We start from the raw sequence: 26,964 nt of genomic DNA, 5'->3' as shown, positions 1-26,964 counted from the left end.
ACATGGCGGCTTCCGACTTCACCTCCGATCTCGACTACGACGTCTTCGTCATCGGCGGCGGCATCAACGGCGCCGGCGTGGCCCGCGACGCCGCCGGCCGCGGCTTCTCCGTGGGGCTCGCCGAAAAGGACGATCTGGCCAGCGGCACCTCGTCCGGCTCGACCAAGCTGATCCACGGCGGCCTGCGCTATCTCGAGTTCTACGAGTTCCGCCTCGTCCGCGAGGCGCTGGTGGAACGCGAGGTCCTGTGGCTGAACGCCCCGCACATCATCTGGCCGCTGCGCTTCGTGCTGCCGCATCAGGCCGGCCTGCGGCCCGCCTGGATGCTGCGCCTCGGCCTGTACCTCTACGATTACATCGGCGGCCGCAGGTGCCTGCCGCCGGCGCGCACCATCGACCTGCGCACGGATCCGGCCGGCAAGCCGCTCAAGCCCGGCTTCTCGAAGGCCTTCGAATACTCCGACTGCTGGGTGCAGGATGCCCGCCTCGTCGCCCTCAACGCCCGCGACGCGGCCGCGCGCGGCGCCGACATCATGACCCGCACCGAATGCACCGGGCTGCAGCGCGAGGACGGCGGCTGGCGCATCACCCTCAAGGACCGCCGAACCGGCGCGACCCGCCAGGTCACCGCCCGCCTCGTCGTCAACGCCGCCGGCCCCTGGGTCGACGCGGTGCTGACCCGGGTCGCGGGCCTGAACCGGGTGCACAACATCCGCCTCGTCCAGGGCAGCCATATCGTCGTGCCGCGCCTGTTCGACCATGACCGCTGCTACATCTTCCAGAACGCCGACGGCCGGGTGATGTTCGCCATCCCCTACGAGAACGACTTCACGCTGATCGGCACCACCGACCGCGACTTCGACGGCGATCTAGACCACGTGGCGATCGCCGGCGACGAGGTCGCCTATCTGTGCGCGGCCGCCAGCGAGTACTTCGCCAACCCGGTGACGCCCGACCAGGTGGTGTGGACCTATTCCGCCGTCCGCCCGCTCTATGACGACGGCGCCTCGAAGGCCCAGGAGGCGACGCGCGACTACGTATTGAAGATTGATGGCGACGCCGAGACCGGCGCGCTCGTCAACGTCTTCGGCGGCAAGATCACCACCTATCGCCGTCTCGCCGAGGCCGTCATGGCCGATATCGAGGGAATCCTGGGCACGCGCGGGCCCGCCTGGACATCGTCGGCCGCCCTGCCTGGGGGTGATTTCCGGGCGATGACCTTCGACCGGCTGGTCGACGATATCGGCGCCCGTCATCCTGCCCTGCCGCGGCCGCTGATCCATCGCCTCGTCCGCAACTACGGCACCGAGGCCCGGCGCATTCTCGCCGACGCCAAGTCGCTCGACGCGCTCGGCACCTGTTTCGGCGCCGATCTGTACGAGGCCGAGGTCCGGTTCCTGATCGACCGGGAATGGGCGCGCACCGCCGACGACGTTCTGTGGCGGCGCTCCAAGCTCGGCCTGCGCCTGAGCGCCGACGAGGCGGCCCGCCTGCAATCCTGGATGGCGCGGGTGCAATCGGAAGCCGGACAGCCTATGACAGGGGCCAAGCCGTGACGGGTGCCGGGCCGTAATTGAGGCCGGCCCGGACGCGGCACGGCCATTGGGGGAGGCAAGGCATGAGCGCAAACGTTCTGGCGATCGATCAGGGCACCACGTCGTCGCGCGCCATCGTGTTCGACGGCGACTATCGCAACATCGCCGTCGCGCAGGAGGAATTCGCCCAGCACTTCCCCGCTTCCGGCTGGGTCGAGCACGAGCCCGAGGACATCTGGGACACGACCTTGCGCACCGCGAAGGCCGTTGTCGCCGAGGTCGGGGGGCCCGGCGCCATCGCTGCGCTCGGCATCACCAACCAGCGCGAGACCACCGTGATCTGGGACCGGCGCACCGGCAAGGCGATCCACCGCGCCATCGTCTGGCAGGACCGGCGCACCGCCGACCGGTGCGCGCGGCTGAAGGCCGACGGCCTCGAGCCGACGGTCGCGGCCAGGACCGGCCTACTGCTCGATCCCTATTTCTCCGGCACCAAGATCGGCTGGATCCTCGATCACGTCGACGGCGCGCGCGCCGCCGCCGAGGCCGGCCATCTCGCCTTCGGCACCATCGACAGCTTCCTGCTGTGGCGGCTGACCGGCGGCACGGTGCACGCGACCGACGCCACCAACGCGTCGCGCACGCTGCTGTTCGACATCCACAAGGGCGACTGGGACGATGAGCTGCTGGCCGCCCTCGACGTTCCGCGCGTGCTCCTGCCGGAGGTTCGCGATTCCTCCGCCGATTTCGGCGAGACCGTGCCGAACCTGTTCGGCGGGGCGATCGCGATTCGCGGCATCGCCGGCGACCAGCAGGCGGCGACCGTCGGCCAGGCCTGCTTCACCCCGGGCATGGTCAAGTCCACCTACGGCACCGGCTGCTTCGCCGTGCTCAACACCGGACCGGAGGCGGTCGCCTCGCAGAACCGGCTGCTGACCACCATCGCCTACCGGCTCGACGGCCGGACCACCTACGCGCTGGAAGGCTCGATCTTCATCGCCGGCGCCGCCGTCCAGTGGCTGCGCGACGGGCTCGGCGTCATCGCCCATGCCGACCAGTCCGGCGAATTCGCCGCCGAGGCCGATCCCAGCCACGACGTCGTGCTGGTGCCGGCCTTCACAGGGCTCGGCGCACCGCACTGGGACGCGGATGCGCGCGGTGCCCTCTACGGGATCACCAGGGCGACCGGGCCGCGCGAGCTTGCCCATGCCGCGCTCGAATCGGTCTGCTTCCAGACCCTCGACCTGATCGAGGCGATGCATCGCGATCTGCCCGGCCACGACGCCGACACCGTGCTGCGCGTCGACGGCGGCATGGTCGCGAGCGACTGGACCATGCAGCGCCTCGCCGACATCCTCGACGCGCCGGTCGATCGGCCCGTGGTGCTCGAGACGACGGCGCTGGGCGCGGCCTGGCTCGCCGGCCGGGGCGCCGGCGTGTGGCCGGACATGGAGGGGTTTTCCGCGTCCTGGCGCCGCGACCGGCGCTTCGAGCCGGCGATGGACCCGGATGTGCGCGCGGCGCGGATCGCCCGATGGAACGACGCGGTGCGCCGCACCCTCAGCCGTTGACGGCACCGCCGCCCCGGTAGCGCCCTGGTCGCATCGCCCCGCGCCTAAGGGCCGGATTCGGGCTCCGCCGGCTAGTTGGATACGGCTCAAGCGGTGGCGCGGTGGCGCCGGCGGATTCCGGTGGTTTTGAAATCGAGCGCGCCGACGGGCCGCGGCTTCGCGAACAGATAGCCCTGCATCTGCGTGCATCCCGCCACGCGCAGCAGCTGGAGCTGCTCCTCGGTCTCGATGCCTTCTGCGGTGGTGTCGATGCCCATGGTCCTGGCGAGCCCCGCGACGGCGCAGACGATCGCGCCGCTGTCGCCTGCTCCGGAGACCTCGGCGACGAACGATCGGTCGATCTTGATCTTGGAGAAGCGGAATTCCTTGAGGTAGCCCAGCGAGCTGTAGCCGGTGCCGAAATCGTCCAGGACGACGGCGACGCCGAGATCGCGGAGTCTGTGCAGCAGGCTGAAATCCCAATCGTATTTCTGCAGCAGGACGGATTCGGTGATCTCCAGCTCGAGCCGTCCGGGTTCCAGACCGGTCTCGCGCAGCGCCGAGGCGACGACATCGACGATGTCGCCGGTGCGGAACTGGACCGGCGAGATGTTCACCGCCACCTTGATGTGCGCGGGCCACGACATCGCGTCGCTGCAGGCCTTTCGCAGGATCCACCGGCCGATCGGGACGATCAGCCCCGTGTCCTCGGCGATGGGGATGAAGCGGTCCGGAGACAGCAGGCCTGCGCCGGGGTGGTTCCAGCGCACCAGCGCCTCGAAGCTCACCGGCTCGCGCGTCGATGCGGCGACGATCGGCTGGTAGTGCAGTTCGAGTTCGCCCCTCGACAGCGCCGCCATGAGATCCGCCTCGAACGCCCGGCGCGAACGCACCTCCTCGTCCATCTCGGACTCGAAGAAGCGGAATCCGCGCCGGCCTTCCGATTTCACCTTGTAGAGCGCCAGGTCGGCGCTGCGCAGCAGCACGTCGGCGTCGACGCCATGCTCGGGCGCGAGCGCGATGCCGATGCTTGCCCCGACACGGACCTGATGGCCGGACAGGTGGAAGGGCTGGCCGACCTGACGCAGGATCCGCTTGGCCAGGCTGGCGGCGTCGTCGCGAAGGCCGCTGCCCAGGCGCTCCAGGATGGCGAATTCGTCGCCGCCGAGCCGGGCGACCGTGTCGCCGCTGCGGATCGTGGCCGTCAGGCGCTGGGCGACCATTTCGATCAGCGTATCGCCACAAGGATGTCCGAACCGGTCGTTGACCGCCTTGAAATCATCGAGATCCAGGACATGCACCGCGAACCGGGTGCCGTCCTTCGCGTTCTGCGCCATCGCCTCGGCGACGGTATCCAGGAAGAAGCGCCGGTTGTAGACCTGGGTCAGCGGGTCCTTGGTCGACTCCCGCTCCAGCCGGCGGCGCATCTCCACGTTCGAGAGCGCCAGCGACAAGGCTTCGGCGACCGCCACCGCCAGCTCCCGGTCGTTTCTGGCCTCGTCGTTCCTGGCCCCGTCGTTCCTGGCCCCGACGCTCCGGGGGCCGTCGTCCCGATCGCCCGGACTCGGCTCGACCACCAGCGCCCCGAACGTGTCACCGTCGCAGACCAGCGGGACACAGACGAGGTTCTTCGGGTTGCAGCCGCGGCAGCGTTCGTGGAATCCGGACGGCGCGGTGGCCTCGTTCGCGGGACAGGCGGCGTGCGACGAGTCCGCCAGCGCCGCGCGCATGTCGACGTCGAGCGTGTCCCTGCCCCACCAGCGGACGCCTCTCAGCTCTCCGCTTCCCGGATCGCCGTGGATCGAGATGGCGCCGTAGCGCCCCCTGAAGATCCGCTTCGAAAACGCGTGCACGACATCCAGGGCGTCCTCGCCCCGAACGCACGACATCAGCATCTCTAGCATCTGGTTGAGCAGCACCCGCTCGCGATCACGGCGCGCCATCGTCGCGACCGTCGTCTTGAGCTCGGCGACCAGGTCGGCCGATCGCCGCTCGGCCTCCTTCAGGGCGTTTTCAGCAAGCCGCTGCTCGGTGATGTCCAGCACGGTGCCCGCGGATCTGAGCGGCGTCCCGTCGTCTGAAAAGTCCGTCACGCCGCGCTCGTGGACGTACTTGATGCGACCATCGGGCATTCGCAGCCGATGGATGACCTCGTAGGGCATGCGATCCGTCAGCGATCGGTTGTAGGCCGCGTCAACCAGCGCGCGATCGTCTTCATGGACGACGTCGAGGAACGCTTCGTACGACGGGGTGAACACCGAGGCGTCGAGCTCGAAGAGCCGGAAGATTTCCTCGGACCAGTGCAGCGCACCGGTACGCAGGTCGAGTTCCCAGTTCCCCAGGCCGGCGATCCTCTGCGCCTCCTTCAGCCGCGCCTCGCTGGCGGCCATCGCCGCCTGCGCGGCGAGGCGCTCGCTGACGTCCTGGCCGACGGCGAGCAGCGAGACCGGCCGGCCGGTCTCGTCGCGGATGGCCTGGTCGTGCCACTCGACCTCGATCTCGCGGCCGTCGCGCGTCAGGATGGCGTTGGTGTTGCCGCGGGAAGGTCTGCCGGACAGGGCCTGTCGGAACACCCGCTCGACGCGCTCCCGCTCGCGCTCCGGCAGGAAGGTCGTGAACCAGTCCTTGCCGTGTATCTCGGCGATCGAATAGCCCGTCAACTGCTCGAAATGGGGATTTGCGTGGGTGATTTTGCCGTCCTTGTCGAGGACAAGCACGATGACGGGCGCCATTTCGACCAGGTTTTCCGCGAAGTCCTTTTCCTGTTCGAGCTGCTTGAGAATTGTCTCCCGGTCCGACACGTCCGCCGCCGATCCGATGATCGCGGTCACCTGTCCGCTTTCGTCCAGAAGCGGCACCAGGGTGCCGTCGATCGCGACGATCTGGTCCGCGTCGGCCCTGATCGTTAGGTCCAGGCGGACCGTGTCGCCTTTGGCGGCCCGCCTGAACGCCGCGCGTAGCACGTCTTGCTGGTCCGGCGAGTGCGACAGCCAGAAGCTGTCCCAGATCCGCTTGCCGATGGCATCCTCCCGGCGCAGGCCGGCGAGGTCGAGCGGTCGCCTGTTCACCTCGAGAAACGTCCCGTCGACGGCGAAGATGCCTATGAACGAGAATAGGCTGTCGAGAACCGCGCCGAGCCGATAGCCATCGGCTTCCGATATCGATGTCTGTTCCATTTGCGCCCGCCCGCCACCGAAAGGCTCATTCTTCTTCGGCGTAACGGCGCACACCATGATGGCGGAACGTATACATTTAGTGCTGCGAAAAGAGCGGCTTCTCTTCTAGAGTTAACAAAATGCTTACGAATAGCCCCGGGACCGCCGCCGGAGAGCGGCCGCCGACGGATGGCCACCGGGCCGCTAGGCCGCCCGCGCTTGCACGCAGGCGTCGCGGATTGTCGCCACGTGCCGGTGGTCGGTGCCGCAGCAGCCGCCGAACACGGTGAGATTGGGCATGATCCGGGCGAGCGCGCGCAGGCGCCGGCCGAGATCATCCGGATCGCCCTCGTCGAGGGTCTCCGATTCGTCGAGCTCGGCATGGCTTTTGGTTGAGGCGTTGGCGCGCACGCCGCGCACTCGCTCGCGCCACGCCCCGCCGGCCGTCACCGCGTCCTCGAAATGGCTCGGATGCGCGCAGTTGATCATGTAGTAGGCCGGCCCGTCGCCGGTGGCCGCGTCGACGGCGGCCACCGCCGCGCCGAGGGCCTCGCCCGACGGCAGCCGCCCGTCGGTCTCGGTCGTGAACGAGATCGCGCAGGGCATCCGGGCGTCGCGCGCGGCAAGCGCCAGTCCGGTGGCTTCCGGAACGTTCGTCATGGTGATCGCGGTGACCATGTCGGCCCCGGCCTCGGCGAACGCCGCGATCTGGGCGCCGTGATAGGCGCGCGCCTCCCCGGCATCCATCGGCGCGCCGGGATCGTAGCCGTCGCCGCGCGGACCGATGCAGCCGCTGACGACGAATTTCGACGCCGGCGTCTCGTGGCGATCGCGCAGCTCCGCCATCAGGGCGATCGCGTCCCGGTTCACCCGCGCCATCGCCTCGGCGTCGTAGCCGAGCTTCTCGCCCCAGTCGGCGCTGGCCCGCCAGGTCGGGCTTTCGAGAATGAACCCGTGGCCGCCGTCCACGGCGAGCTGCGCGTATCGGCCGAAATAGTCGCGCAGGGCCTGCCGGCCCGCGGCGCCGTCGAGCAGCGTGAACGCGGCGAAATAGGGCAGTTCCAGCCCGTCGTGGAAGATCAGGCAGGTTTCGATCCCGCCGTCGGTCAGAAACATCTCGCCCGACATCTGCGGCAGGGCATTACGGTACTTGGCCATCGCGTGTCGCTCCGTGATCCAGCAATCGTGATTGTGGAACGAAGACGTAACGGCGGCCGGTTCCGGTCGCATGTCGGCGCTGTTTCCGGACCGTTTCAGCGGCGGAAAACGCGTTTCAGGTGCGTTTCCGACGCACCCGCGATACCGAAATCGAGATTTTTGGAGAAAATTTGGAGCGGGCGATGAGATTCGAACTCACGACCCCAACCTTGGCAAGGTTGTGCTCTACCCCTGAGCTACGCCCGCTCTGGCGTCGCCGTTTCCGGCGTTCGGGCGCCTTATATGCACAACAGCCGGACCGATTGCAATGGCCTTCGCGTTCGAATGCGGGCAATGGTGGGATTGTGATAATCCGTCACGGTCTCTAGAAGCGGTCGAACGACGACTTCTCAGCCCAGGACGCCGCATTTCATGCCGTTTTCCCCCGACGATCTCTTCGCCCGCCTGGACGCGCTCGGGATCGAGACGACCACCGTCGAGCACCCGCCGCTGTTCACCGTCGCCGAATCGCAGGCGCTGCGCGGCAGGATCGCCGGCGGGCATTCCAAGAACCTGTTCCTGAAGGACAAGAAGGACCAGGTCTGGCTGGTCGTCGCGGAGGAGGACGCGGACATCGACCTGAAGCGCCTGCATGCGCGCATCGGATCGGCGCGGCTGTCCTTCGGCAAGCCCGACCTGCTCGAGGCGCTGCTCGGCGTGAAGCCCGGCTCGGTGACGCCGTTCGGCGCGATCAACGATCGCGACGGCCGCGTCATCGTCGTCCTCGACGAAGCGCTGATGGCGCACGACCTCCTCAATTTCCACCCGCTCACCAACGAAGCGACGACAACGATCCGCCGGGACGACCTGGTCGCCTTCCTGAAGGATTGCGGCCACGAGCCCCGCATCGTCGCGGTCTCGGGCGCAGACGCGGCGGACTGACCGATCGTGCCCGCGCGGCGGATTTGCACTTGGCGGCGTCACGCCCCATCTTAGGCGCCAATCGGACCGGACCGGCCTCGGCCGGTGTCGTGGCCTCGGAAACCGAACAACAGGACGGCTCAGACATGGATCTTTCATCGCTCGCACCCGGCGGTGGCAACGGCGGCGGCCCCAATGGCGGCGCGCCCGGCGGCCTCATCAAGGACACCACCACCCAGGACTTCATGAAGGACGTCGTGGAGGAATCGCGGAACCAGCCGGTTCTCGTCGATTTCTGGGCGCCCTGGTGCGGCCCCTGCAAGCAACTCGGCCCGATGATCGAGAAGGTCGTCACCGAGGCCAAGGGCCAGGTGAAGCTCGTCAAGATGAACATCGACGAGCATCCCGCCATCGCCCAGCAGATGGGCGTCCAGTCGATTCCCGCCGTGTTCGCCTTCGTCGACGGCCGCCCGGTCGACGGCTTCATGGGCGCGCTGCCGGAAAGCCAGATCAAGGAGTTCATCGCCCGCATCGCCGGGCCGACGCCGGAGGAAGCCGGGCTCGAGGACGTGCTCGCTTCGGCGCAGGCTGCCTTCGACGAGGGCGACGTCGCCGGCGCCGCCGAGATCTACGCCGCCGTGCTCCAGGAGGACCGCGAGAACCTCGCCGCGATTTCCGGCCTCACCCGGTGCCTGATCGCCTCCGGCGAGCTCGACCGCGCCCGCCAGACGCTGGCGCTGGTGCCGCCCGGCAAGGAGGCCGACCCGCTGGTGGCCGGCGCCAAGGCGGCGCTCGACCTGGCCGAGCAGACAGCCGACATCGGCGATCTCGGCGAGTTGGCCCAGCGGCTCGAGGCCGACGGCAACGACCACCAGGCCCGCTTCGACCTGGCCCTGGCGCTGAATGCGCGCGGCGACCGCGAGGACGCGGTCAACCACCTCATCGAGATCATCCGCCGCAAGCGCGACTGGAACGACGAGGCCGCCCGCAAGCAGCTGCTGCAGTTCTTCGAGGCCTGGGGGCCGATGGACCCGATGACGATCGAGGCGCGGCGTAAGCTGTCCTCGGTGCTGTTCTCGTAGAGCCCGGTCGGGAGGCCGGCGGATGGCGATCAGCAAAGGCTACCATGCCCCCGGCGACCTGCCGCCGGTGATCCCGGTGTTTCCGCTTGCCGGGGCGCTGCTGCTGCCGCGCGGCGAGTTGCCGCTCAACATCTTCGAGCCGCGCTATCTCGCCATGATCGACGACGTTTTGGCCGGCGACCGGCTGATCGGCATGATCCAGCCGTATATCGGGCCCGACGGCGTCGACGAGTCCGATCCTCCGGCGCTGTCGCAGATCGGCTGCGCCGGCCGGCTGACGGCGTTTCAGGAAACCGGCGACGGCCGCTACCTCGTCACCCTAACCGGGATCGTGCGCTTCCGCGTGGTCGAGGAGGCCGACGTCGACACGCCGTATCGCCAGTGCCGCGTTACCGCGGAGCCGTTCGCCGCCGATTTCGCCGCCCATCAGGGCGAGGAGGCCGTCGACCGCGACAAGCTGCTGGCCACCCTGCGTGATTTCCTCGAGGCCAACGAGATGGAGACCGACTGGGAATCGATCAACCGCGCCTCCAACGAGACGCTAGTCAACGCCCTGTCCATGCTCAGCCCCTACGGCCCGCGCGAAAAGCAGGCGCTGCTGGAGGCCGCCGATCTCAACACCCGCGCCGAGGTGCTGATCGCGGTCACCGAGATGGCGCTGGCGCGTGCCGGCGACGAGCCCGGCCCCTCCCTGCAATAGAGACGTTGAAATGACCGCGCGCACCTCGATCGACCCCAAGCTCCTGGAAATCCTCGTCTGCCCGCTGACCAAGACGGTGCTCGAATACGATGCGGAGCGCCAGGAACTGATCAGCCGCGCCGCCAAGCTCGCCTACCCGATCCGCGACGGCATCCCGATCATGCTGGCGGAGGAAGCCCGGCAGCTCGACGAGGACGAGCTCAGGCGGAAGCCATAGAACTCGCGATCGCCAGCTCCGGGTTTAGGGCCCGGGCGGCTATCTGTTCCGCTTCTATTCCGATCTCGGCAAGCGGCCGCTGGTCTGAGCCGATGGCGCACAGCGTATCGTGTGCCGGGGCCGACAGCCCAGTGGATACTGGCCGGCGGATACTGGATCCCCGCCTTCGCCGGGGTGATGCCGCGAACACGAGCGGAAGCAGCGCCACGAGCGACGACCGTCATGGCCGGACTTGTTCCGGGCACCCATGACTGCATTCGTCACCGTTCGGGTTCATGGATTGCCGGAACAAGTCCGGCAATGACAGCCGGAGTGTGACGCTGCGCTGTCCCCGGTCAGTCCCGCGAAGGGAGGAATCGGGGGGCGATGGGGTCCGGCCGTGCCGCAATCAGGCCGATCCCCGCCTGCGCGGGGATGAGCGGCGTGAGACGGGCTTGAAGCCTTACACCGGTTCGCCGCGCATGAGGCGCGGCGCGCTGCCGGAGTCGCCAGCGGCTTCCGTCACGAACAGCTTTTTCAGCGGCGCGATCCGGTCGACGAGGCCGAGGCCAACGTCACGCAGCGCCCTCAGGGGCCCGAGATCGTTCGAGAACAGCCGGTTGATGGCGTCGGTGGCGACCGCAAGCTGCACCGTGTCGAACCGCCGCCAGCGCTGGTAGCGCTCCAGCACCGTCAGCGCGCCGATGTCCTCGCCGCGCCGCGCCGCCTCGGCAACGACCTGCGCCAGCGCCGCGACGTCGCGCAGCCCCATGTTGAGGCCGAGACCCGCCAGCGGATGCAGCCGGTGGGCGGCATCGCCCACGAGCGCGATGCGCGGGGCGACGAAGGCGCGGGCCAGGATCAGGTCGAGCGGATGAACGCGCGGCGCCTCGACGACGGCGATGTCGCCGACCTCCGGCCCCGCGCGCTGTTCCAGTTCCGCGAGGAAGCCGTCGGGATCCAGGCGGGCGAGCCGGGCTGCCTCGTCCGACGCCTCGGTCCAGACGATGCCGCGCCGGTTGCCGGGCAGCGGCAGCATGGCGAACGGCCCCCCGGGCAGGAAGTGCTGGATCGCCTCGCCGTCATGCGGGACTTCCGTCTCGATGATGGTGATGATGGCGGCCTGGCCGTAGGACCAGCCAACGGTGCGGATGCCGGCCGCCTTGCGCACCGCGGACCGGGCCCCGTCGGCGCCGACCAGAAGCCGCGAGGACACCGCTTCGCCGGCGATCCGCACGCCATAGGTGTCGACCGAGACGCCATCAACGGAAAAGTCGTTCTCGACCGCCAGCCCGGCCTCGTCGCTCGCCTCCAGGATCGCCCGCTGCAGGTCGCGGCCATCGACGAAATGGGCAAACGGCTCGCCCTCGCCGACCGTGCCGGCGATCGTCAGGAATACCGGGCGCACCAGTTCGGCGGCGCGGCTGTCGGTGATCGGCATGGCGGTGCAGACCTGCGTCCTGCCGTCGAGCCGCTGCCAGATGCCGAGCTCCTCCAGCATCCGCACCGTGCTCGCGGCCATCGCGTAGGCGCGGGTGTCGTTAGGCGCGATATGCGCCGGGGCGGCGTCGACCAGGCCGATTTCGAGGTCGACCCCGCTTGTCCGTTGCAGCGCCAGCGCCAGCACGCGGCCCGCGTATCCGGCCCCGGCGATGGTGATATCGAATTCGCTCATGGCAGCTCTGCCCCGAATGGACCCGTGTTCAGCGCGCGCTCACTTGACTTGGCGGCGGCACCCCCGGCACCTTCGCGCATCGTCCGGAGGGTGTAAGCGCATGTCGACTGCGGTCAAGAACCTGATTTCGATCCTCGACCTTGAACGGCTCGAGGACAACCTGTTTCGCGGTCGCAGCCCGCAGGACGGCTGGCAGCGCGTCTATGGCGGCCAGGTGATCGGCCAGGCGCTCGTCGCCGCCTCCCGGACGGTGGACGCGAGCCGGCTCGCCCATTCGCTGCACGGCTATTTCATGCTCGGCGGCGATCCCAAGGTGCCGATCATCTACGAGGTCGAGCGCATCCGCGACGGCGGCAGCTTCACCACCCGGCGCGTCGTCGCGATCCAGCACGGCCGCGCCATCTTCTCCATGTCCTGTTCCTTTCACCTCGACGAGCCCGGCCTCGACCATCAGTTCGAGATGCCCGACGTGCCGCAGCCCGAGACCCTGCCCGGCGAAGCCGAACTCGTCTCCAAGTTCCCCGACATGATTCCCGAGCCGATCCTGAAATACTGGCAGCGCGAGCGACCGATCGAGTTCCGGCCGGTCGATCTGTCGCGCTATCTCGGCGCGCCGAAGAAGGAGCCGTATCAGCAGCTCTGGTTCCGCGCCACCGCACCGCTGCCCGATTCGCCGGAGATCCAGCGCTGCGCGCTCGCCTACGCCTCCGACATGACGCTGCTCGACACCTCGCTGGTGGCCCATGGCCGCAGCGTCTTCGAGCCCGACATGATGGTCGCCAGCCTGGACCACGCCATGTGGTTCCACCGCCCCTGCAAGTTCGACGACTGGCTGCTCTACGCCGAGGACAGCCCGTCGAGCCAGGGCGCGCGCGGTTTCAATCGCGGCCTGATCTTCACCCGCGACGGCACCCTCGTCGCCTCCACCGTTCAGGAAGGCCTGATTCGCCAGGTGACGCGGGACACGTGATTCAGAATTCGGCGCTTTCCCGCCCCGCAAACGCTCTGCCTATATTTTATACACACCTTATATCGCGCCTAATTTATAGGCACTTCCCGCCCCGGCTCCCTGGCCGGGCTGCGCCGACGATTCCCAAACGCACGTGAAAACAACCAGTTAGCCGCCATGGCGGCAACTGGCACGGCTCTTGTTTTGTACGGCCGTCGAGACCTGTCCGCGTCGCCCTCCGGCGCCCGCCGGGTGGACCACCCGGACACGGTTCTTCGTCAGCGTTCGCGGCACGCGCCGCCGACGCAGGTCGGAACAGGACAGGGAGCCGACATGAAAATCGTCATGGCTATCATCAAGCCCTTCAAGCTGGATGACGTCCGTGAGGCCCTCACCGCCGTAGGCGTGCAGGGCCTCACCGTCACCGAGGTGAAGGGATACGGACGACAGAAGGGACACACCGAGATCTATCGCGGCGCCGAGTACGCCGTCAGCTTCCTGCCGAAGCTGAAGATCGAGGTGGTCGTGCCTTCGGACCAGGTGGACACGGTCGTCGATGCGATCTCCGGAGCCGCGCGCACCGGCCAGATCGGCGACGGCAAGATCTTCGTTCACGGCATCGACCGCGCCGTGCGCATCCGCACCGGCGAAACCGACGCGGACGCGCTCTAGGGCGCGGCCCCAGGGCGTCGAAAAACCCGCGAAACAGATTGTTCAGGGGATCAGATCCGATGAATCTGCGTAAGCTACTCTACATTCTCGCCGGGGGCGCGACACTGAGCGCCCTCGTGATCGAGCCGAGCCTCGCCCAGACGACGGAAACCGCCGTCGAGGTGACCGAGGTGGCCGCCACCGGCGTATCCGCCGAGACGGCCTACATCTTCAACACCTTCCTGTTCCTGGTCACCGGCTTCCTGGTGATGTTCATGGCGGCCGGCTTCACGATGCTCGAAGCCGGCATGGTGCGCACCAAGAATGTCTCGATGCAGCTCGTGAAGAACATCGCGCTGTACTCGGTGGCCACCATCATGTTCTGGATCGTCGGCTACAACCTGATGTACGACGGCGTCGACGGCGGCTATATTGGCTCCTTCCTGCCGAAGATGATCCCGGCCCCGGACGCCGATCCCGGCGACTATTCGGCGGCCTCGGACTTCTTCTTCCAGCTGGTGTTCTGCGCCACCACCGCCTCGATCGTCTCCGGCACGCTGGCCGAGCGCATCAAGCTGTGGCCGTTCCTCATCTTCACCGTGATCCTGACCGGCATCTTCTACCCGATCACGGGCTCCTGGCAGTGGGGCGGCGGCTGGCTCAGCGAGCTCGGCTTCTCCGATTTCGCCGGCTCGACGATCGTGCATTCGGTCGGCGGCTGGGCGGCGCTCTCCGGCGCCATCCTGCTCGGCGCGCGCAAGGGCAAGTTCGGCGCCGACGGCAAGGTCCACCCGATCCCCGGCTCGTCGATGCCGCTCGTCATGCTCGGCGCGATGATCCTGTGGCTCGGCTGGTTCGGCTTCAACGGCGGCTCGCAGCTCGCCCTGGGCTCCGCGGCCGACGCCTCGGCGGTGTCGCGCATCTTCGTCAACACCAACATGGCCGCCGCCGCCGGCGTCATCGCCGCGATGCTGCTCACCCAGCTGATCTACAAGAAGGTCGACGTCACCATGGCCGTCAACGGCGCGCTCGCCGGACTGGTCTCGATCACCGCCGAGCCGCTGGCGCCCAGCCTGTTCATGGCGCTGATCATCGGCGGCATCGGCGGCATCATCGTCGTCATCGTCGTCCCGCTGCTCGACCGGCTGAAGATCGACGATGTCGTCGGCGCCATTCCGGTGCACCTGGTCGCCGGCATCTGGGGCACGCTGGCGGTGCCGATCACCAACGCCGAGACCGGCTTCGGCACCCAGATCATCGGCATCGTCGCCATCGGCGCCTTCACCTTCGTCGCCTCGGCGATCGTGTGGACGATCCTCAAGGCCACCGTCGGCATCCGGGTCGGCGAGGAGGAAGAGGCCAACGGCCTCGACCTGGCCGAGATCGGCGTCGAGGCCTATCCCGAGTTCGGGACCGGCAGCCAGCGGCTGTAGGACCCGCGAGTATCCTCCCGGCGCCTGGCCAAGGCGTCCTCCTGAACGGCCCGGTCCTCCCCGGGCCGTTTTTTTGCCTGCGTGCCCGGGTGCCCGCGTGCCCGGATCCGGACACAGCCCAAAAACCGGGCATGTGCCCAGTTGCGCGGCAGCTCCGCGAATCGCCAGATTCGTGGATTCGCTATGTGAATCAATACGATGCATCTGCCGAAACTGTTGGCACACGGCTTGAAATGAAGCCGGCGGGATACTGCCGGCCCGACCGTCGACCCCTGCCGGCGCGAGTGTGCGGAGGACTGCGATCATGAAGCGATTCCACCGCGGCGGACTTGGCGCCGCCGCGATCTGGCTGGCCACGCTCGGCCAGGCCGCTGCCCAGGACACGACCGGATCACCGATCGATTCGGGCGACACCGCCTGGATGCTCACCGCGACCGCGCTGGTCCTGATGATGACCATTCCCGGCCTCGCCCTGTTCTACGGCGGCATGGTCCGGCGCAAGAACGTGCTGGCCACGATCGTGCAGAGCTTCGCGGTCGCCTGCCTCGCCACCGTCCTGTGGATGGTGGCGGGCTATTCGATCGCCTTCACCGACGGCGGCGTCCTCAACGCCTGGATCGGCGGCTCCGACCGGCTGATGCTCGCCGGCCTCGGCGTCGAGTCGGTGTCGGGCACCGTCCCCGAGACCGTGTTCGCGATGTTCCAGCTCACCTTCGCGATCATCACGCCGGCGCTGATCTGCGGCGCGTTCGCCGACCGCATGAAGTTCTCGGCGCTGCTCTGGTTCGTCGGCGCCTGGCTGCTGGTGGTCTATTGCCCGGTCGCCCACTGGGTGTGGGGCGGCGGCTTCCTCGCCGACGACGGCGTCCTCGATTTCGCCGGCGGCACGGTCGTGCACATCAATTCCGGTATCGCCGGCCTCGTCGCCGCCCTGGTTATCGGCAGGCGGGTCGGCTTCGGCACCGAGAACATGGCCCCGCACAATCTGGTCCTGTCGGTGATCGGCGCGTCGCTGCTCTGGGTTGGCTGGTTCGGCTTCAACGCCGGCTCGGCGGTCGCCGCCAACGGCCTTGCCGGCATGGCGATGGCCGTCACCCAGGTCGCCACCGCCGCCGCCGCGCTCGCCTGGATGGTCATCGAATGGGTCACCCGCGGCAAGCCGAGCGTGCTCGGCATCATCTCCGGCGCCGTCGCCGGCCTCGTCGCCATTACCCCGGCCTCGGGCTTCGTCACCCCCTCCGGCGCGCTGTGGATCGGCCTGATCGCCGGCCTCGTCTGCTTCTGGATGGTGACCTGGGTGAAGGGCCGGCTCGGCTACGATGATTCGCTCGACGTCTTCGGCATCCACGGCGTGGGCGGCATCGTCGGCGCCGTGCTGACGGGCGTGTTCGCCGCGCCGGAGATCGGCGGCGCCGCGGGCCTGCTCTACGGCAATGCCGGCCAGGTCTGGACGCAGATCGTCGGCATCGCCGCGACGGTCATCTGGTCCGGGCTCGGCGCCTTCGTCATCCTCAAGGTGATCGACCTCGCCATCGGCATTCGCGTCTCCAAGGACGTCGAGATCGAGGGCCTCGACGTCAATCTGCACGGCGAAGTCGTGCACTGACCGCGGTCGTCCTGCCGTTTCGGCCCGCGCGGCCCCCCGCGCGGGCGTTTTGTCGCGCCCGAGGAGAGCCGGCCCGACCTTCAAGGTTAATGACCTCTTTACCCGCGCCGAATAGCGTCTGGTGGAACGTCGTCCGGCAGCCCGGACGGGATGGAAACCAGGACCCATGAGCGCGACCGGATCGCCGTTCAGCGACGAAGTCAGTCTTGCCGAGCGCTTGCGCGACGCCGCCGAACGCCTGTCGACCCAGGCGACCGGCCTGGCCGTGCTTGCGCTTGTCGGCGCGATCGTGCTCGCGCTCGCCACCTGGTCGGTGCAGGATCCCTCGCTGTCCCACGCCACCGAGACCGCGCCGGTCAACCTGCTCGGCTTTCCCGGCGCCGCGATCGCCGACCTGATGATGCAGATGCTCGGGCTCGCCTCCGGCGCGATGCTGATTCCCGTGGCCGCCTGGGCGGTACGGCTGATCGCCGACAATCCGGTCGGGTCGGTCGCCCGCCGCCTGGTCGCCTGGCTGCTCGGCTCGGCCTTCGCCTGCGCGTTCTTCGCCGCCATTCCCGCCCCCGCCGGCTGGGCGCTGCCGTCCGGCCTCGGCGGGCTCGTCGGCGATGCGCAGCTCTACGTCACCGGGTTCCTGCTGTCGCCGATCTTCGGCGGGCTCGCCGCGGTGCCCGCTGGCCTGGCCGCCGGCGTCGGCGCCACGGTCCTGCTCGCCTATGCCGGCGACATCGCCCTGCCGCGCCTGCGTCGCCGCGGCGCCGACGACCACGACGGGTACGACGACGAGCATAGCGACGAACGCGTTGACGAACGCGATTGGCGGACGCGCCGCGATGGCGGACGCCGCGCCGGCCACGACGAGAGCCATGAGGACGAGGGCGATGAGCACGACCCGGCCGGCCTCGTCCCGCTCGGCCTGGTCCAGCACGGCTGGCTGAGCTTCAAGGCGCGCCTGCGTCGCACGGTCGGTCTGAAGCCCGCCCCGGGCAGTGCCCGGGCAACGCGCTCCAAGGCCGCGGGCGGCACCCTGACAAGCCTGTGGCGACGTCTCGTCGAGGACGAACCGCTGGAGGCCGTACCCGTGACCGGCCGTGTCGAGCCGCGGTTCGGCGGCGACGATCCCTGGGCGCCGCCGGCGCAGGAGCCCGCGGACGGCTGGGACGACGGCGGCTGGGACGATAGCGGCCAGGACGAGGGCGGCCAGACCGACAGCGGTTGGGACGACGGCGGCTGGGGCGAGGACGACGGCGAGGATGGAGAGGTGGCGGCCCAGCGCGTCACGCCGGCCAAGCAGCGCCTCAAGCAGGGCCGCCGCGCCTCCAAGGAAGCCCAGCCCTCCTTCTTCGGCCAGGGCTACGAGTTCCCGCCGCTGCGCCTGCTCGCCGAGCCCAAGAAGGTGCGCAACAAGACCGCCAACGACACGGAGGCGCTGGAGCAGAACGCCCGGCTGCTCGAGACCGTGCTCGAGGATTTCGGCGTCAAGGGCGAGATCATCAACGTGCGCCCGGGCCCGGTGGTGACGCTGTACGAGCTGGAACCGGCGCCGGGCACCAAGTCCTCGCGGGTCATCGGCCTCGCCGACGACATCGCCCGCTCGATGAGCGCGATTTCCGCGCGCGTCGCCGTGGTGCCGGGCCGCAACGTCATCGGCATCGAGCTGCCGAATTCCTTCCGCGAGACGGTCTATCTGCGCGAGATCCTCGCTTCCGAGGTGTTCGAGAAGTCGAAGGCCAAGCTGCCGCTGTGTCTGGGCAAGACCATCGGCGGCGAGCCGGTGCTGGCCGACCTCGCCCGCATGCCGCACCTGCTGATCGCCGGCACCACCGGCTCGGGCAAGTCGGTCGCCGTCAACACCATGATCCTGTCGCTGCTGTACCGGCTCGGCCCCGACGCCTGCAAGCTGATCATGATCGACCCGAAGATGCTGGAACTGTCGGTCTATGACGGTATCCCGCACCTGCTGTCGCCGGTCGTCACCGATCCGCGCAAGGCCGTCGTCGCGCTCAAGTGGACGGTCCGCGAGATGGAGGACCGCTACCGCAAGATGTCGAAGATGGGCGTGCGCAACATCGACGGCTTCAACGCCCGCGTCGCCGAGGCGAGCCGCAAGGGCGAGACCATGGTGCGCACCGTGCAGACAGGCTTCGACCGGGAGACCGGCGAGCCCGTCTACGAGCAGGAGGAGATGGACCTTTCGCCGATGCCCTTCATCGTCGTCATCATCGACGAGATGGCCGACCTGATGATGGTCGCCGGCAAGGACATCGAGGGCGCCGTCCAGCGCCTCGCCCAGATGGCGCGCGCCGCCGGCATCCACCTGATCACCGCCACCCAGCGCCCCTCGGTCGACGTCATCACCGGCACGATCAAGGCCAACTTCCCGACCCGCATCTCCTTCCAGGTCACCTCCAAGATCGACAGCCGCACCATCCTCGGCGAGCAGGGCGCCGAACAGCTGCTCGGCCAGGGCGACATGCTCTACATGATGGGCGGCGGCCGCATCACCCGCGTGCACGGGCCGTTCTGCTCCGACGAGGAGGTCGAGGACGTCATCGCCTTCCTGAAGCAGCAGGGCACGCCCGACTATCTCGAGGAGATCACCGAGGAGACCGACGACGGCGGTGTCGAGATCCCGGGTCTTGTATCCGGGGGCGAGGCGGACGATCTGTTCAGGAAGGCGGTGGAGGTGGTTCTGCGCGACGGCAAGGCCTCGACCAGCTACGTCCAGCGCCGCCTGTCGATCGGTTACAACCGCGCCGCCACCCTGATCGAGCGGATGGAAGAGGAAGGCATCATTTCCAGGCCCAATTCAAAGGGCCAGCGCGAAATCCTGATCGGCGAGGGCGCGGACGGATAATCGCCGGGCGGGTAATCGCCGAACGGGTCGGGACCGCCCGCTCGCGTACGCCCGATCGACCCGCCGGAAGCCCCGGTCGCGGTTTCGCCACATGGCGATGGCAGTGGATGCCGCCACGACCGGAAACTGTGGGAAACATCCCCGGATACAGGAAGACTGGAACATGGCTTTGGCCAGAAATTTGATGATCGCGACCTTCGCCGCCGCCCTGAGCCTGGCGCCGGCGGCCCATGCGGCGAAGACCGACGCCTCGCAGTTCTCGATCGAGCAGATCGCCGCCATCGACCAGGTCAGCGCCTATCTCAACACCATCACCACGTTGACCGGCGATTTCGTCCAGACCGCGCCGGACGGCGGCGTCACCCAGGGCCGCTTCTTCATCGAGAAGCCCGGCCGGCTGCGTTTCGAATACGCCCCGCCGGCGCAGCTGCAGATCGTTTCCGACGGCCTGTGGGTCGCGGTTCAGGACAAGAAGCTGAAGACGACCGAGAAGTATCCGCTCGTCACCACGCCGCTGCGCATGATCCTGTCCGACAATGTCGACCTGATGCGCGACGCCAAGATCCTCGCGGTATTTCCCGAGACCGATCTCGTCACCCTCTCGATCGAGGAGACCACCGGCGAGGCGCCCGGCACGCTGACGCTGATGTTCGATACCGCGGAGAACAAGTTGACGCGCTGGACGGTGACCGACGTCCAGGGCCTCGACACCTCGGTGTCGCTGGAGAACACGGTGGCGGGCGAGCCGATCGACCCGTCGAAGTTCCGGATCATCGAGCATCGCATCCTCGACGTCGGCGGCAGTAACGCGCGCTGACTTAGCGTTACTTCACGAATCCGTGTTTTCCGCCAAAAGCCTTGAAGCACCCCGGAGTCGATCCCATCTTTCTACATAGTAGCGGCAAGGCAAGTGTTTCGGTAACGCCCCCGTCTCGCCGAAATGACCTTGCCGTTGACGCCGGCGTTCCCTCCCGGCGTTCCGCCTGAAACGCGGACGGCGCCCGGCTTTCTCCCCCCGAGAGCCGGGCGCTTTGTTTTTGCGCTCCGGTTGCCGTCGCGGCAACAACACGCTAGAGCCGAACGAGCACCGCGTCCGGTACGCCCCCCATTCAAACCGATCGAATCCGGTGTCCCGCATGCGGGCCGGGACCGATGATCGCGGCCCCGTATGATGCCGCTTCGAGGACTTCAGAAATGCCGAGAGAATATGTCTTTGCCATCGTCCACACTGAAGCCGGCAACTACGGCATCCACTATCCCGATTACCCGGGATGCATTTCCGGCGGATCGACACTGGCCGAGGTTGTGTATCGCGGCGCCGTCGGCCTCAATTTTCATGTGCAGGGCATGGTAGAAGATGGCGAGGCCATTCCTGAACCACGGACCCCCGATGAATGGCTTGCGACGGAAGAGGTGAAAGAGGACCTGGCGAACGGCGGGATCGCCATGTTGGTGGATGTCGACCTGCCGCGCGATTCCAGGTGGGTGGAGCTCTCGATCGAGAATCGTTTGCTCAGGCAGGTAGACAAGGCCGCGTCCTTGGCCGGGCAGTCGCGCGCCACATTCCTTGCCGACGCCGCGCGGGCCAGACTTAGTGACGCCGATTAGGACCAATTGGGGAGGTGCCGAAGCTTCCTTGAAGCCATCGCGGGTGAGCACCATTGCGACGTCCCGCACTCTGTAGTTTGCTCCCCGGTTGCCGTTGCGGCCGGCACGCGTTAGAGCGAACCCAGCCACGCCCGCAGGATCGATATTCGTGCCGCTGACCATCGCCACCTGGAACATCAATTCCGTGCGTCTGCGCCAGGACCTGGTCGCCCGTCTGGCGGCCGAAAAGGCCCCGGACGTAATCTGCCTGCAGGAAACCAAGTGCCCGAACGCCAGTTTCCCCTCCAAGGCGTTCGAGAAGCTCGGCTACACGCACATCGCCGTGAACGGCCAGAAGGGCTATCACGGCGTCGCCGTGCTGTCGCGCCGGCCGATGCGGGAAGTGGTGGCGCGGCCGTTCTGCGACATGGGCGATTCCCGCCACATCGCCGTCGACGTCGAGGCCAGGGGCGGCCGCAGCGTCCGGATTCACAATTTCTACGTCCCCGCCGGCGGCGACGAGCCCGATCCCGAGGTTAACCCCAAGTTCGCCCACAAGCTTGCGTTCCTGGACGAGATGACCGATTGGTTCGGCACCGAAACGGAAGCCGTCGCCCCGGCGGACGGCGCCATCGTCCTTGGGGATCTCAACATCGCCCCGCTGGAGGACGACGTCTGGTCGCACAAGCAGCTTCTGAGAGTGGTGAGCCACACGCCGGTGGAGACGGAGAGGCTGGAGCAGGTGCGCCGCGCCCTCGACTGGGTCGACGTGGTGCGCCGCGACATTCCCCCGCCCGAGAAGCTCTATACCTGGTGGAGCTACCGGGCGAAGGACTGGGCCGCCGCCGACAAGGGCCGCCGGCTCGATCACGTCTGGCTGTCGAACGGATTTTCGGACGCCTGCGACCGCGTCGAGGTACTGCGCGAGGCCCGTGGCTGGGAACGCCCGTCGGATCACGTACCGATCATCGTCAGGCTCGACGTCTAGCCCGCCCGATCGCCCGCCGGGACCGGCGCGCCAGTCCCGTGGCGCCTCAGCCGGGGCGCCTCAGCCGGGGCACCTCAGGCGGGGCTGCTCAGCCATGCGATGGCTTTCCCGGCCCGAACTGCATCTCGCCGTTGCCGACCGACCAGTTCTCCTTCGGGGTGTCGTAGATGGTCACGAAGATGTTCTCCGGGCTGATGCCCGGGCGTTCGGCCAGCAGCTCCGCGATCCGGCGAAACAGCGCGGCCTTGTGGGCGACGGTCCGCGTGTTGAACAGCGTTATCGCGATATAGACGAGGTCGTCGGTGCGCGCGATTCCGAAGGCGTCGCCATGGCGGAAGTTCGCCGCGTCGTGTTCCGTGAGGGTCATGAAGCGGTCCCCCTCGGGCACATCCAGGGTGTCGCGCAGCGCCTGATAGAGGCTGTCCAGGATCGCCTCACGGTAGCTCTCCGGTTTTCCGGCGCGCATCGAAACGTGCGAGATCGGCATCCCTGATCCTTTCATGGTGTCTTGGGCCAAAACGGATTTTCAGGGTATGGACCGGCAGGCGATATTGGTATGCTATCGGTCGATATATCAATAATGACGGATTGTAATGATTGAACGCTCCCTGGACGTTGATGCCGTGCGGGCATTCGTCCATGTCGCCGACACCGGTAGCTTTACACGCTGCGCCGAGATCATGGGGACATCGCAATCCGCGATCAGTCTCAAGATCCAGCGCCTCGAGACCCGGCTCGGCCATCGCCTGCTCGAACGCACACCGCGCTCGGTGCGGCTCTCGGCGCCAGGCGCGATCTTCCTCGAACGGGCCCGCGACCTCGTTGCGGCGCATGACCGCGTGCTCGGCGCGTTCGGGGCGTCGCGGCAGCGGCTTGCGATCGGCATCAGCGACCATGTCGCGGGGCCGGAGCTGCCGACCCTGATTTCCCGCATGAATGCCCGCGATACCGGCGTGCTGATCGAAATCAGGATCGGGTCCACCGGCGAGCTTCTGCAGGCCTTCGATCGGCGGGAGTTGAACGCGGCCATCGTCCGCTTTCACGACGACCGCGACGACGGAAAGGTCGTCGCCGAGGAGAAATTCGGCTGGTTCGCGGCCTCCGACTGGCGCCACCGGCACGGCGAGCCGATCCCGGTGGCGACGATGCCGGAGCCGTGCGGCGTCCGCAGCCTGGCCTCCCGGCGTCTCGATGACGCCGGTATCGACTGGACCGAGATCTTCATCGGTGGCGGCGTCGCGGCGGTGTCCGCCGCCGTCACGGCGAAACTCGGCGTCGCGGCGCTGGCCCCCCGGATGCTGCCGTTCGGTGTCGTCGACGTCGGGCCGGCGCTTGGCCTTCCCGACCTGCCGCGCCTGCCGATCGTTCTGCATTCGCGCGTCCGCGACGGCCGGTCGGCGGCGATCCTCGGCGAGCTTTCGGCGGCGTTCCGAAGCGCCGCGCGGGACTAAATGATCACGGGCCGGTCACCGCCGCGCGGCGTAGTCCGAATTTGAGGGCACGGCGGCAGCGATCTGATTCCGAGGAGTCTTTTACGCCGGCTCGTCCGGCTCCGGCCCGTCCAGCGCCAGGATCCGCTCGCGGGTGTGGCCGAGCTCGGTGGTCAGCTGCGCCAGCCGCTCCGACAGCGACATGCGCATCCGCGCGGCCATGTCGGGATACTCCTCCAGCACCCGCCGCAGCAGGCGCCGCGACACCGCCATCAGGTCGGTCGGCTCCACCGTGACGGCGGTGACCGGCCGGGTCGTGGAGCACAGCAGCGCCAGCTCGCCGATCAGCGCGCCGGGCCCGACGATCGCCTCCTCGCGCCGCCCGCCCGCGCGCTCGCTCGACAGCGCCACCGCGCCGGAGACGACCACATAGCCGCCGTCGGCCTCCGCGCCCTCGCGAAACAGCGTCGTTCCCTCGGGCAGACGCAGCGGTTCGGCGGAAAACGCGATCAGGCGAAGCTGTTCGGACGAAAAATCCGCGAAAATCGGGATGGATTGCAGGAAATCGACGTCCTGATCGAGAGTCACGCCTGTGCGCTCCCGACAGCCCCCCGGGGCACCAGCTTGTAGCCGCCGGCCTCGGTGACGAGCAGCTCGGCATTGGAGGGATCGCGCTCGATCTTCTGCCGCAGCCGATAGATATGCGTTTCCAGCGTGTGGGTGGTGACGCCGGAATTGTAGCCCCACACCTCGTGCAGCAGCACGTCGCGGGTCACGACCTTTTCCCCGGCCCGGTACAGGAACTTGAGGATCGAGGTCTCCTTCTCGGTCAGGCGGACCTTGGAGCCCGTCTCGTCGACCATAATCTTCAGGGCCGGCTTGAAGGTATAGGGCCCGATCGAGAACACGGCGTCCTCGCTCTGCTCGTGCTGGCGCAGCTGCGCGCGGATGCGCGCCAGCAGCACCGCGAAGCGGAACGGCTTGGCGACATAGTCGTTGGCGCCGGATTCGAGCCCCAGGATCGTGTCGGAATCCGACGCCTGGCCGGTCAGCATGATGATCGGCGCCTTGAAGCCGTGCTTGCGCAGGATCTTGCAGGCCTCGCGCCCGTCCATGTCGGGCAGGCCGACATCGAGGATCATCAGGTCGACCCGGTCGGCCTTGGCCATGGCCATGCCGTCCTTGGCGCACTGCGCCGTGGCGGTCGAGAATTCGTCGTGCAGCGCCAGCTGCTCGACCAGCGCCTCGCGCAGATCCGCGTCGTCGTCGACGATCAGGATATGCTTCGCCGTGCTCATCAATGCGTTCTCCGAAATGTCGCACCGGCCCCGTCACCGGTGTAGAACACGTTGGTTACGGACCGCAAGGCGGCTCAACTCCGGGGCGGGAGAGGGATAGTGGTGGCAAGGCGATACCTGAGACGGCTGCGGGTCCACAAGACCGGCCCCGATCGGCACGCCGGCCTGCTCTCCACCGATGGCCTCGCGATCCCCTGCGCGCTCGGCCGCGGCGGCATCACGACCACCAAGCGCGAGGGCGACGGCGCCAGTCCGCGCGGCGAATTTCCCTTGAGAAAGCTTTATTTCCGCCCCGATCGGGGTCCGGTTCCGCCAACCGGGCTCGATATCGAGACGATTACCCCGGATCTCGGCTGGTGCGACGACCCGCAGAGCGGGTTCTACAACAGGCCCGTGCTCCTGCCGTTCGCCGCCCGGCACGAACGCATGTGGCGCGACGATCACCTCTATGATCTCGTCATTGTGATCGGCCACAACGACGCCCCGCCGCGAAAAGGCTTCGGCAGCGCGATTTTCATGCATCTGGCGAAACCGGGCTTCCGGCCCACCGAGGGCTGCGTCGCGCTCCGGCGCGCCGACATGATTCGCCTGCTGCCGCGACTCGGGCCGGAAACGGTGATCGCGATCGGCTAGCGGCGGTTGCCGCAGTGGCAACGCCCCAGCGCTCGCCTTCCAACCGAGCCCGCCCTTACGTCATTGCCGGGCGTGACCCGGCAATCTCGGGCATGGACACGCGTTGCCTGAAACAGGCCCGGACGTGACGGATGGGTAGGACGGATATCCAGGCTCGTTTCCGGCGGTACCGCCATGGGCCCTGGATCAAGTCCAGGGCACGCCGCTGCGATGTGGAGCACGACCGTGCCACTTGAACAAACCCGCGCCCCGGACGTGGTCCGGGGTCCAGGAAACCGCGCAACGGGCACGGACATGCGTCGCCTTCCGCAAAAGCGCGGTGCAAAGACGCCCATGCCAGCAATCGTTTCTGCGATGCGGAGCACGGCCGTACCACACGAACAAACCCGTGCCCTGGACTTGATCCAGGGCCCATGATGCCGCGCATCAGGCACGGACGCTACATGTCAGATCGCGACGCTCACGCCGGCTTCGGCCGCGTTCCGAAGATCGCGCTACCCACCCGCACATGCGTCGCCTTTCGCGAAAGCGCGCTGCAAAGACGCCCGGCACCAGTAATCGTTTCTGCGATGCGGAGCACGGCCGTGCCACTTGAACAAACCGGTGCCCTGGACTTGATCCAGGGCCCACGATGCCGCGCATCAGGCACGGACGCGGGTAATCAGCCCCCAGGCGCGCTCACGCCGGCTTCGGCCGCGTTCCGAAGATCGCGCTGCCCACCCGCACATGCGTCGCCCCGTGCGCCACCGCGATCTCGTAGTCGGCGCTCATGCCCATCGAAACCGTCTTCAGGCCGATTTCCCCGGCAAGCTTGGCGAGCAGCGCGAAATGCGGCGCCGGCGGTTCGTCGAAGGGCGGGATCGCCATCAGCCCCTCGATCGCAAGCCCGTGCTCCTCGCGGCAGCGCCGGACGAACGCGGCCGCGTCCTCCGGCAGGACGCCGGCCTTCTGCGGCTCCGCCCCGGTGTTGACCTGGACGAAGAGCCGCAAGGTCCTGCCCTGCGCGTCCATTTCCGTCTTCAGCGCGCGGGCCAGCTTGTCGCGGTCGACGGTCTCGATCACGTCGAACAGCGCGACGGCCTCCTTCACCTTGTTGGTCTGCAGCGGGCCGATCAGGTGCAGCTCGATATCCGGATGCGCGGCCTTCAGCGCCGGCCACTTGGCCTGGGATTCCTGCACGCGGTTCTCGCCGAAGGTGCGCTGACCGGCCGCGATGACCGGTTCGATGGCATCGGCCTCGAAGGTCTTGGAGACGGCGACGAGCGTCACCGACCCGTCCGGACGCCCGGCCTCGGCCTCCGCCGCACGGATATTGGAGAGAACTTCGGTGAGGCGATCGGTGGCTGTCATGGTTTGAGGTCGATTCGATTGTGCGCGCCACACGATGCGTTCCCGGTGCCTGCTTGTGCAACCCCCAATCAGCCTCTCCTTCGTCATCCCGGAAGCTGCAGAGAATCTATCCGGGATCAGGGCGCCCTTGTCGGCCGGGATGACAACCGTGGGGCGTGCGCAGAAAGCTACATAAAGGTCTACCGGTCTAAGGACGACAGGTGGTGGTGCCATCCGGCATCAATCTATGAA

At 67.9% G+C, this 26,964-nt stretch carries 23 protein-coding genes and 1 tRNA gene; 16 read left to right on the top strand and 8 right to left on the bottom strand.

The genetic code is table 11. The features are described from left to right. Positions 1-2 precede the first annotated feature (2 nt). Positions 3-1,556 (top strand): glycerol-3-phosphate dehydrogenase, encoded by a 1,554-nt coding sequence (glpD, locus tag MUB46_RS10305; RefSeq protein WP_261615813.1) that lies wholly within the window; start codon positions 3-5, stop codon positions 1,554-1,556. A gap of 62 nt (positions 1,557-1,618) precedes the next feature. Continuing rightward, entirely contained in the window at positions 1,619-3,106 is a 1,488-nt protein-coding gene (glpK, locus tag MUB46_RS10300) for a glycerol kinase GlpK (protein WP_261615812.1), read from the top strand. Between the two features lie 86 nt (positions 3,107-3,192). Here the strand turns inward: glpK and MUB46_RS10295 are convergent, their stop codons facing one another. The 3 genes from MUB46_RS10295 to MUB46_RS10285 all read right to left on the bottom strand — a co-directional run bounded on the left by MUB46_RS10295 (position 3,193) and on the right by MUB46_RS10285 (position 7,644). Beyond that, positions 3,193-6,261: an EAL domain-containing protein gene (locus MUB46_RS10295; protein WP_261615811.1), complete on the bottom strand. Its 3,069-nt coding sequence runs from the start codon at positions 6,259-6,261 to the stop codon at positions 3,193-3,195. 183 nt (positions 6,262-6,444) lie between these two features. Next, on the bottom strand, positions 6,445-7,398 hold the full coding sequence (locus tag MUB46_RS10290; protein WP_261615810.1) for a homocysteine S-methyltransferase family protein: 954 nt from the start codon (positions 7,396-7,398) through the stop codon (positions 6,445-6,447). A 171-nt stretch (positions 7,399-7,569) separates the two neighbouring features. Beyond that, positions 7,570-7,644: transfer RNA gene (locus MUB46_RS10285), tRNA-Gly, on the bottom strand. A gap of 165 nt (positions 7,645-7,809) precedes the next feature. Between MUB46_RS10285 and MUB46_RS10280 the strand changes: the two genes are divergently transcribed. The 4 genes from MUB46_RS10280 to MUB46_RS10265 all read left to right on the top strand — a co-directional run bounded on the left by MUB46_RS10280 (position 7,810) and on the right by MUB46_RS10265 (position 10,297). Beyond that, positions 7,810-8,319: a prolyl-tRNA synthetase associated domain-containing protein gene (locus MUB46_RS10280; RefSeq protein ID WP_261615809.1), complete on the top strand. Its 510-nt coding sequence runs from the start codon at positions 7,810-7,812 to the stop codon at positions 8,317-8,319. Positions 8,320-8,444: 125 nt separating this feature from the next. Continuing rightward, positions 8,445-9,380, top strand: coding sequence for a thioredoxin (gene trxA, locus MUB46_RS10275; protein ID WP_261615808.1), 936 nt, complete (start codon positions 8,445-8,447; stop codon positions 9,378-9,380). A 22-nt stretch (positions 9,381-9,402) separates the two neighbouring features. Further along, a complete protein-coding gene (locus MUB46_RS10270; RefSeq protein WP_261615807.1) occupies positions 9,403-10,080 on the top strand; it encodes an LON peptidase substrate-binding domain-containing protein in 678 nt (225 codons plus the stop codon). Positions 10,081-10,090: 10 nt separating this feature from the next. Further along, positions 10,091-10,297, top strand: a complete 207-nt coding sequence (locus MUB46_RS10265) for a Trm112 family protein (RefSeq protein WP_261615806.1) — start codon at positions 10,091-10,093, stop codon at positions 10,295-10,297. A gap of 442 nt (positions 10,298-10,739) precedes the next feature. On the opposite strand, the gene MUB46_RS10260 is transcribed toward MUB46_RS10265, so the two are convergent. Then, positions 10,740-11,951 carry an FAD-dependent monooxygenase gene (locus MUB46_RS10260; protein ID WP_261615805.1) on the bottom strand — a complete coding sequence of 404 codons (1,212 nt, stop codon included), beginning with the start codon at positions 11,949-11,951 and terminating at the stop codon, positions 10,740-10,742. 100 nt (positions 11,952-12,051) lie between these two features. Here MUB46_RS10260 and tesB point away from each other — a divergent pair, with 100 nt between their 5' ends. From tesB to MUB46_RS10220, 8 genes are all read left to right on the top strand, one after another. Beyond that, a complete protein-coding gene (gene tesB, locus MUB46_RS10255; RefSeq protein ID WP_261615804.1) occupies positions 12,052-12,921 on the top strand; it encodes an acyl-CoA thioesterase II in 870 nt (289 codons plus the stop codon). Positions 12,922-13,233: 312 nt separating this feature from the next. Further along, positions 13,234-13,572: a P-II family nitrogen regulator gene (locus tag MUB46_RS10250; protein ID WP_261615803.1), complete on the top strand. Its 339-nt coding sequence runs from the start codon at positions 13,234-13,236 to the stop codon at positions 13,570-13,572. Between the two features lie 59 nt (positions 13,573-13,631). Continuing rightward, positions 13,632-14,984: an ammonium transporter gene (gene amt / locus MUB46_RS10245; RefSeq protein WP_261615802.1), complete on the top strand. Its 1,353-nt coding sequence runs from the start codon at positions 13,632-13,634 to the stop codon at positions 14,982-14,984. A gap of 304 nt (positions 14,985-15,288) precedes the next feature. Then, positions 15,289-16,590 carry an ammonium transporter gene (locus MUB46_RS10240; RefSeq protein ID WP_425256243.1) on the top strand — a complete coding sequence of 434 codons (1,302 nt, stop codon included), beginning with the start codon at positions 15,289-15,291 and terminating at the stop codon, positions 16,588-16,590. Positions 16,591-16,756: 166 nt separating this feature from the next. Next, positions 16,757-19,447 (top strand): FtsK/SpoIIIE family DNA translocase, encoded by a 2,691-nt coding sequence (locus tag MUB46_RS10235; RefSeq protein ID WP_261615801.1) that lies wholly within the window; start codon positions 16,757-16,759, stop codon positions 19,445-19,447. A 163-nt stretch (positions 19,448-19,610) separates the two neighbouring features. Further along, positions 19,611-20,264 (top strand): LolA family protein, encoded by a 654-nt coding sequence (locus tag MUB46_RS10230; protein ID WP_261615800.1) that lies wholly within the window; start codon positions 19,611-19,613, stop codon positions 20,262-20,264. Positions 20,265-20,641: 377 nt separating this feature from the next. Then, positions 20,642-21,055 carry a type II toxin-antitoxin system HicB family antitoxin gene (locus MUB46_RS10225; RefSeq protein WP_261615799.1) on the top strand — a complete coding sequence of 138 codons (414 nt, stop codon included), beginning with the start codon at positions 20,642-20,644 and terminating at the stop codon, positions 21,053-21,055. A gap of 148 nt (positions 21,056-21,203) precedes the next feature. Then, positions 21,204-22,022 carry an exodeoxyribonuclease III gene (locus MUB46_RS10220; protein WP_261615798.1) on the top strand — a complete coding sequence of 273 codons (819 nt, stop codon included), beginning with the start codon at positions 21,204-21,206 and terminating at the stop codon, positions 22,020-22,022. Positions 22,023-22,110: 88 nt separating this feature from the next. Here MUB46_RS10220 and MUB46_RS10215 read toward each other — a convergent pair whose 3' ends face one another. Further along, on the bottom strand, positions 22,111-22,509 hold the full coding sequence (locus MUB46_RS10215; RefSeq protein ID WP_261615797.1) for a tautomerase family protein: 399 nt from the start codon (positions 22,507-22,509) through the stop codon (positions 22,111-22,113). Positions 22,510-22,615: 106 nt separating this feature from the next. On the opposite strand from MUB46_RS10215, the gene MUB46_RS10210 reads away from it, so the two are divergent. After that, positions 22,616-23,473, top strand: coding sequence for a LysR family transcriptional regulator (locus tag MUB46_RS10210; RefSeq protein ID WP_261615796.1), 858 nt, complete (start codon positions 22,616-22,618; stop codon positions 23,471-23,473). 81 nt (positions 23,474-23,554) lie between these two features. Here MUB46_RS10210 and MUB46_RS10205 read toward each other — a convergent pair whose 3' ends face one another. Next, positions 23,555-24,040, bottom strand: a complete 486-nt coding sequence (locus tag MUB46_RS10205) for a cyclic nucleotide-binding domain-containing protein (RefSeq protein ID WP_261615795.1) — start codon at positions 24,038-24,040, stop codon at positions 23,555-23,557. Then, positions 24,037-24,750: a response regulator transcription factor gene (locus MUB46_RS10200; RefSeq protein ID WP_261615794.1), complete on the bottom strand. Its 714-nt coding sequence runs from the start codon at positions 24,748-24,750 to the stop codon at positions 24,037-24,039. Before MUB46_RS10200 ends, MUB46_RS10205 begins: the two co-directional genes overlap by 4 nt. 102 nt (positions 24,751-24,852) lie before the next feature. Between MUB46_RS10200 and MUB46_RS10195 the strand changes: the two genes are divergently transcribed. Then, positions 24,853-25,383, top strand: a complete 531-nt coding sequence (locus MUB46_RS10195; RefSeq protein ID WP_315902725.1) for a L,D-transpeptidase family protein — start codon at positions 24,853-24,855, stop codon at positions 25,381-25,383. 678 nt (positions 25,384-26,061) lie between these two features. Here MUB46_RS10195 and MUB46_RS10190 read toward each other — a convergent pair. Continuing rightward, the gene (locus MUB46_RS10190) at positions 26,062-26,733 is read right to left on the bottom strand and encodes a YggS family pyridoxal phosphate-dependent enzyme (RefSeq protein ID WP_261615793.1); all 672 of its coding nucleotides are present in this window, start codon (positions 26,731-26,733) and stop codon (positions 26,062-26,064) included. Positions 26,734-26,964 lie beyond the last annotated feature (231 nt).

This window comes from Microbaculum marinisediminis (assembly GCF_025397915.1).
GTDB classification, from domain to species: Bacteria; Pseudomonadota; Alphaproteobacteria; order Rhizobiales; family Tepidamorphaceae; genus Microbaculum; species Microbaculum marinisediminis.
The sequence above is the reverse complement of the archived record's forward strand: the minus strand, read 5'-3'. Positions and strand labels throughout refer to the sequence as shown.

Excerpts from the sequence above, each read along its gene's own strand:
- MUB46_RS10270 (WP_261615807.1), top strand. The coding sequence starts at position 9,403 with ATGGCGATCAGCAAAGGCTACCATGCCCCCGGCGACCTGCCGCCGGTG.
- MUB46_RS10230 (WP_261615800.1), top strand. The coding sequence starts at position 19,611 with ATGGCTTTGGCCAGAAATTTGATGATCGCGACCTTCGCCGCCGCCCTG.
- MUB46_RS10210 (WP_261615796.1), top strand. The coding sequence starts at position 22,616 with ATGATTGAACGCTCCCTGGACGTTGATGCCGTGCGGGCATTCGTCCAT.
- MUB46_RS10200 (WP_261615794.1), bottom strand. The coding sequence starts at position 24,750 with ATGAGCACGGCGAAGCATATCCTGATCGTCGACGACGACGCGGATCTG.
- MUB46_RS10240 (WP_425256243.1), top strand. The coding sequence starts at position 15,289 with ATGAAGCGATTCCACCGCGGCGGACTTGGCGCCGCCGCGATCTGGCTG.
- tesB (WP_261615804.1), top strand. The coding sequence starts at position 12,052 with ATGTCGACTGCGGTCAAGAACCTGATTTCGATCCTCGACCTTGAACGG.
- trxA (WP_261615808.1), top strand. The coding sequence starts at position 8,445 with ATGGATCTTTCATCGCTCGCACCCGGCGGTGGCAACGGCGGCGGCCCC.
- MUB46_RS10290 (WP_261615810.1), bottom strand. The coding sequence starts at position 7,398 with ATGGCCAAGTACCGTAATGCCCTGCCGCAGATGTCGGGCGAGATGTTT.
- MUB46_RS10260 (WP_261615805.1), bottom strand. The coding sequence starts at position 11,951 with ATGAGCGAATTCGATATCACCATCGCCGGGGCCGGATACGCGGGCCGC.
- MUB46_RS10280 (WP_261615809.1), top strand. The coding sequence starts at position 7,810 with ATGCCGTTTTCCCCCGACGATCTCTTCGCCCGCCTGGACGCGCTCGGG.
- MUB46_RS10295 (WP_261615811.1), bottom strand. The coding sequence starts at position 6,261 with ATGGAACAGACATCGATATCGGAAGCCGATGGCTATCGGCTCGGCGCG.
- glpK (WP_261615812.1), top strand. The coding sequence starts at position 1,619 with ATGAGCGCAAACGTTCTGGCGATCGATCAGGGCACCACGTCGTCGCGC.
- MUB46_RS10235 (WP_261615801.1), top strand. The coding sequence starts at position 16,757 with ATGAGCGCGACCGGATCGCCGTTCAGCGACGAAGTCAGTCTTGCCGAG.
- amt (WP_261615802.1), top strand. The coding sequence starts at position 13,632 with ATGAATCTGCGTAAGCTACTCTACATTCTCGCCGGGGGCGCGACACTG.
- MUB46_RS10215 (WP_261615797.1), bottom strand. The coding sequence starts at position 22,509 with ATGCCGATCTCGCACGTTTCGATGCGCGCCGGAAAACCGGAGAGCTAC.
- MUB46_RS10225 (WP_261615799.1), top strand. The coding sequence starts at position 20,642 with ATGCCGAGAGAATATGTCTTTGCCATCGTCCACACTGAAGCCGGCAAC.
- MUB46_RS10250 (WP_261615803.1), top strand. The coding sequence starts at position 13,234 with ATGAAAATCGTCATGGCTATCATCAAGCCCTTCAAGCTGGATGACGTC.
- MUB46_RS10190 (WP_261615793.1), bottom strand. The coding sequence starts at position 26,733 with ATGACAGCCACCGATCGCCTCACCGAAGTTCTCTCCAATATCCGTGCG.
- MUB46_RS10265 (WP_261615806.1), top strand. The coding sequence starts at position 10,091 with ATGACCGCGCGCACCTCGATCGACCCCAAGCTCCTGGAAATCCTCGTC.
- glpD (WP_261615813.1), top strand. The coding sequence starts at position 3 with ATGGCGGCTTCCGACTTCACCTCCGATCTCGACTACGACGTCTTCGTC.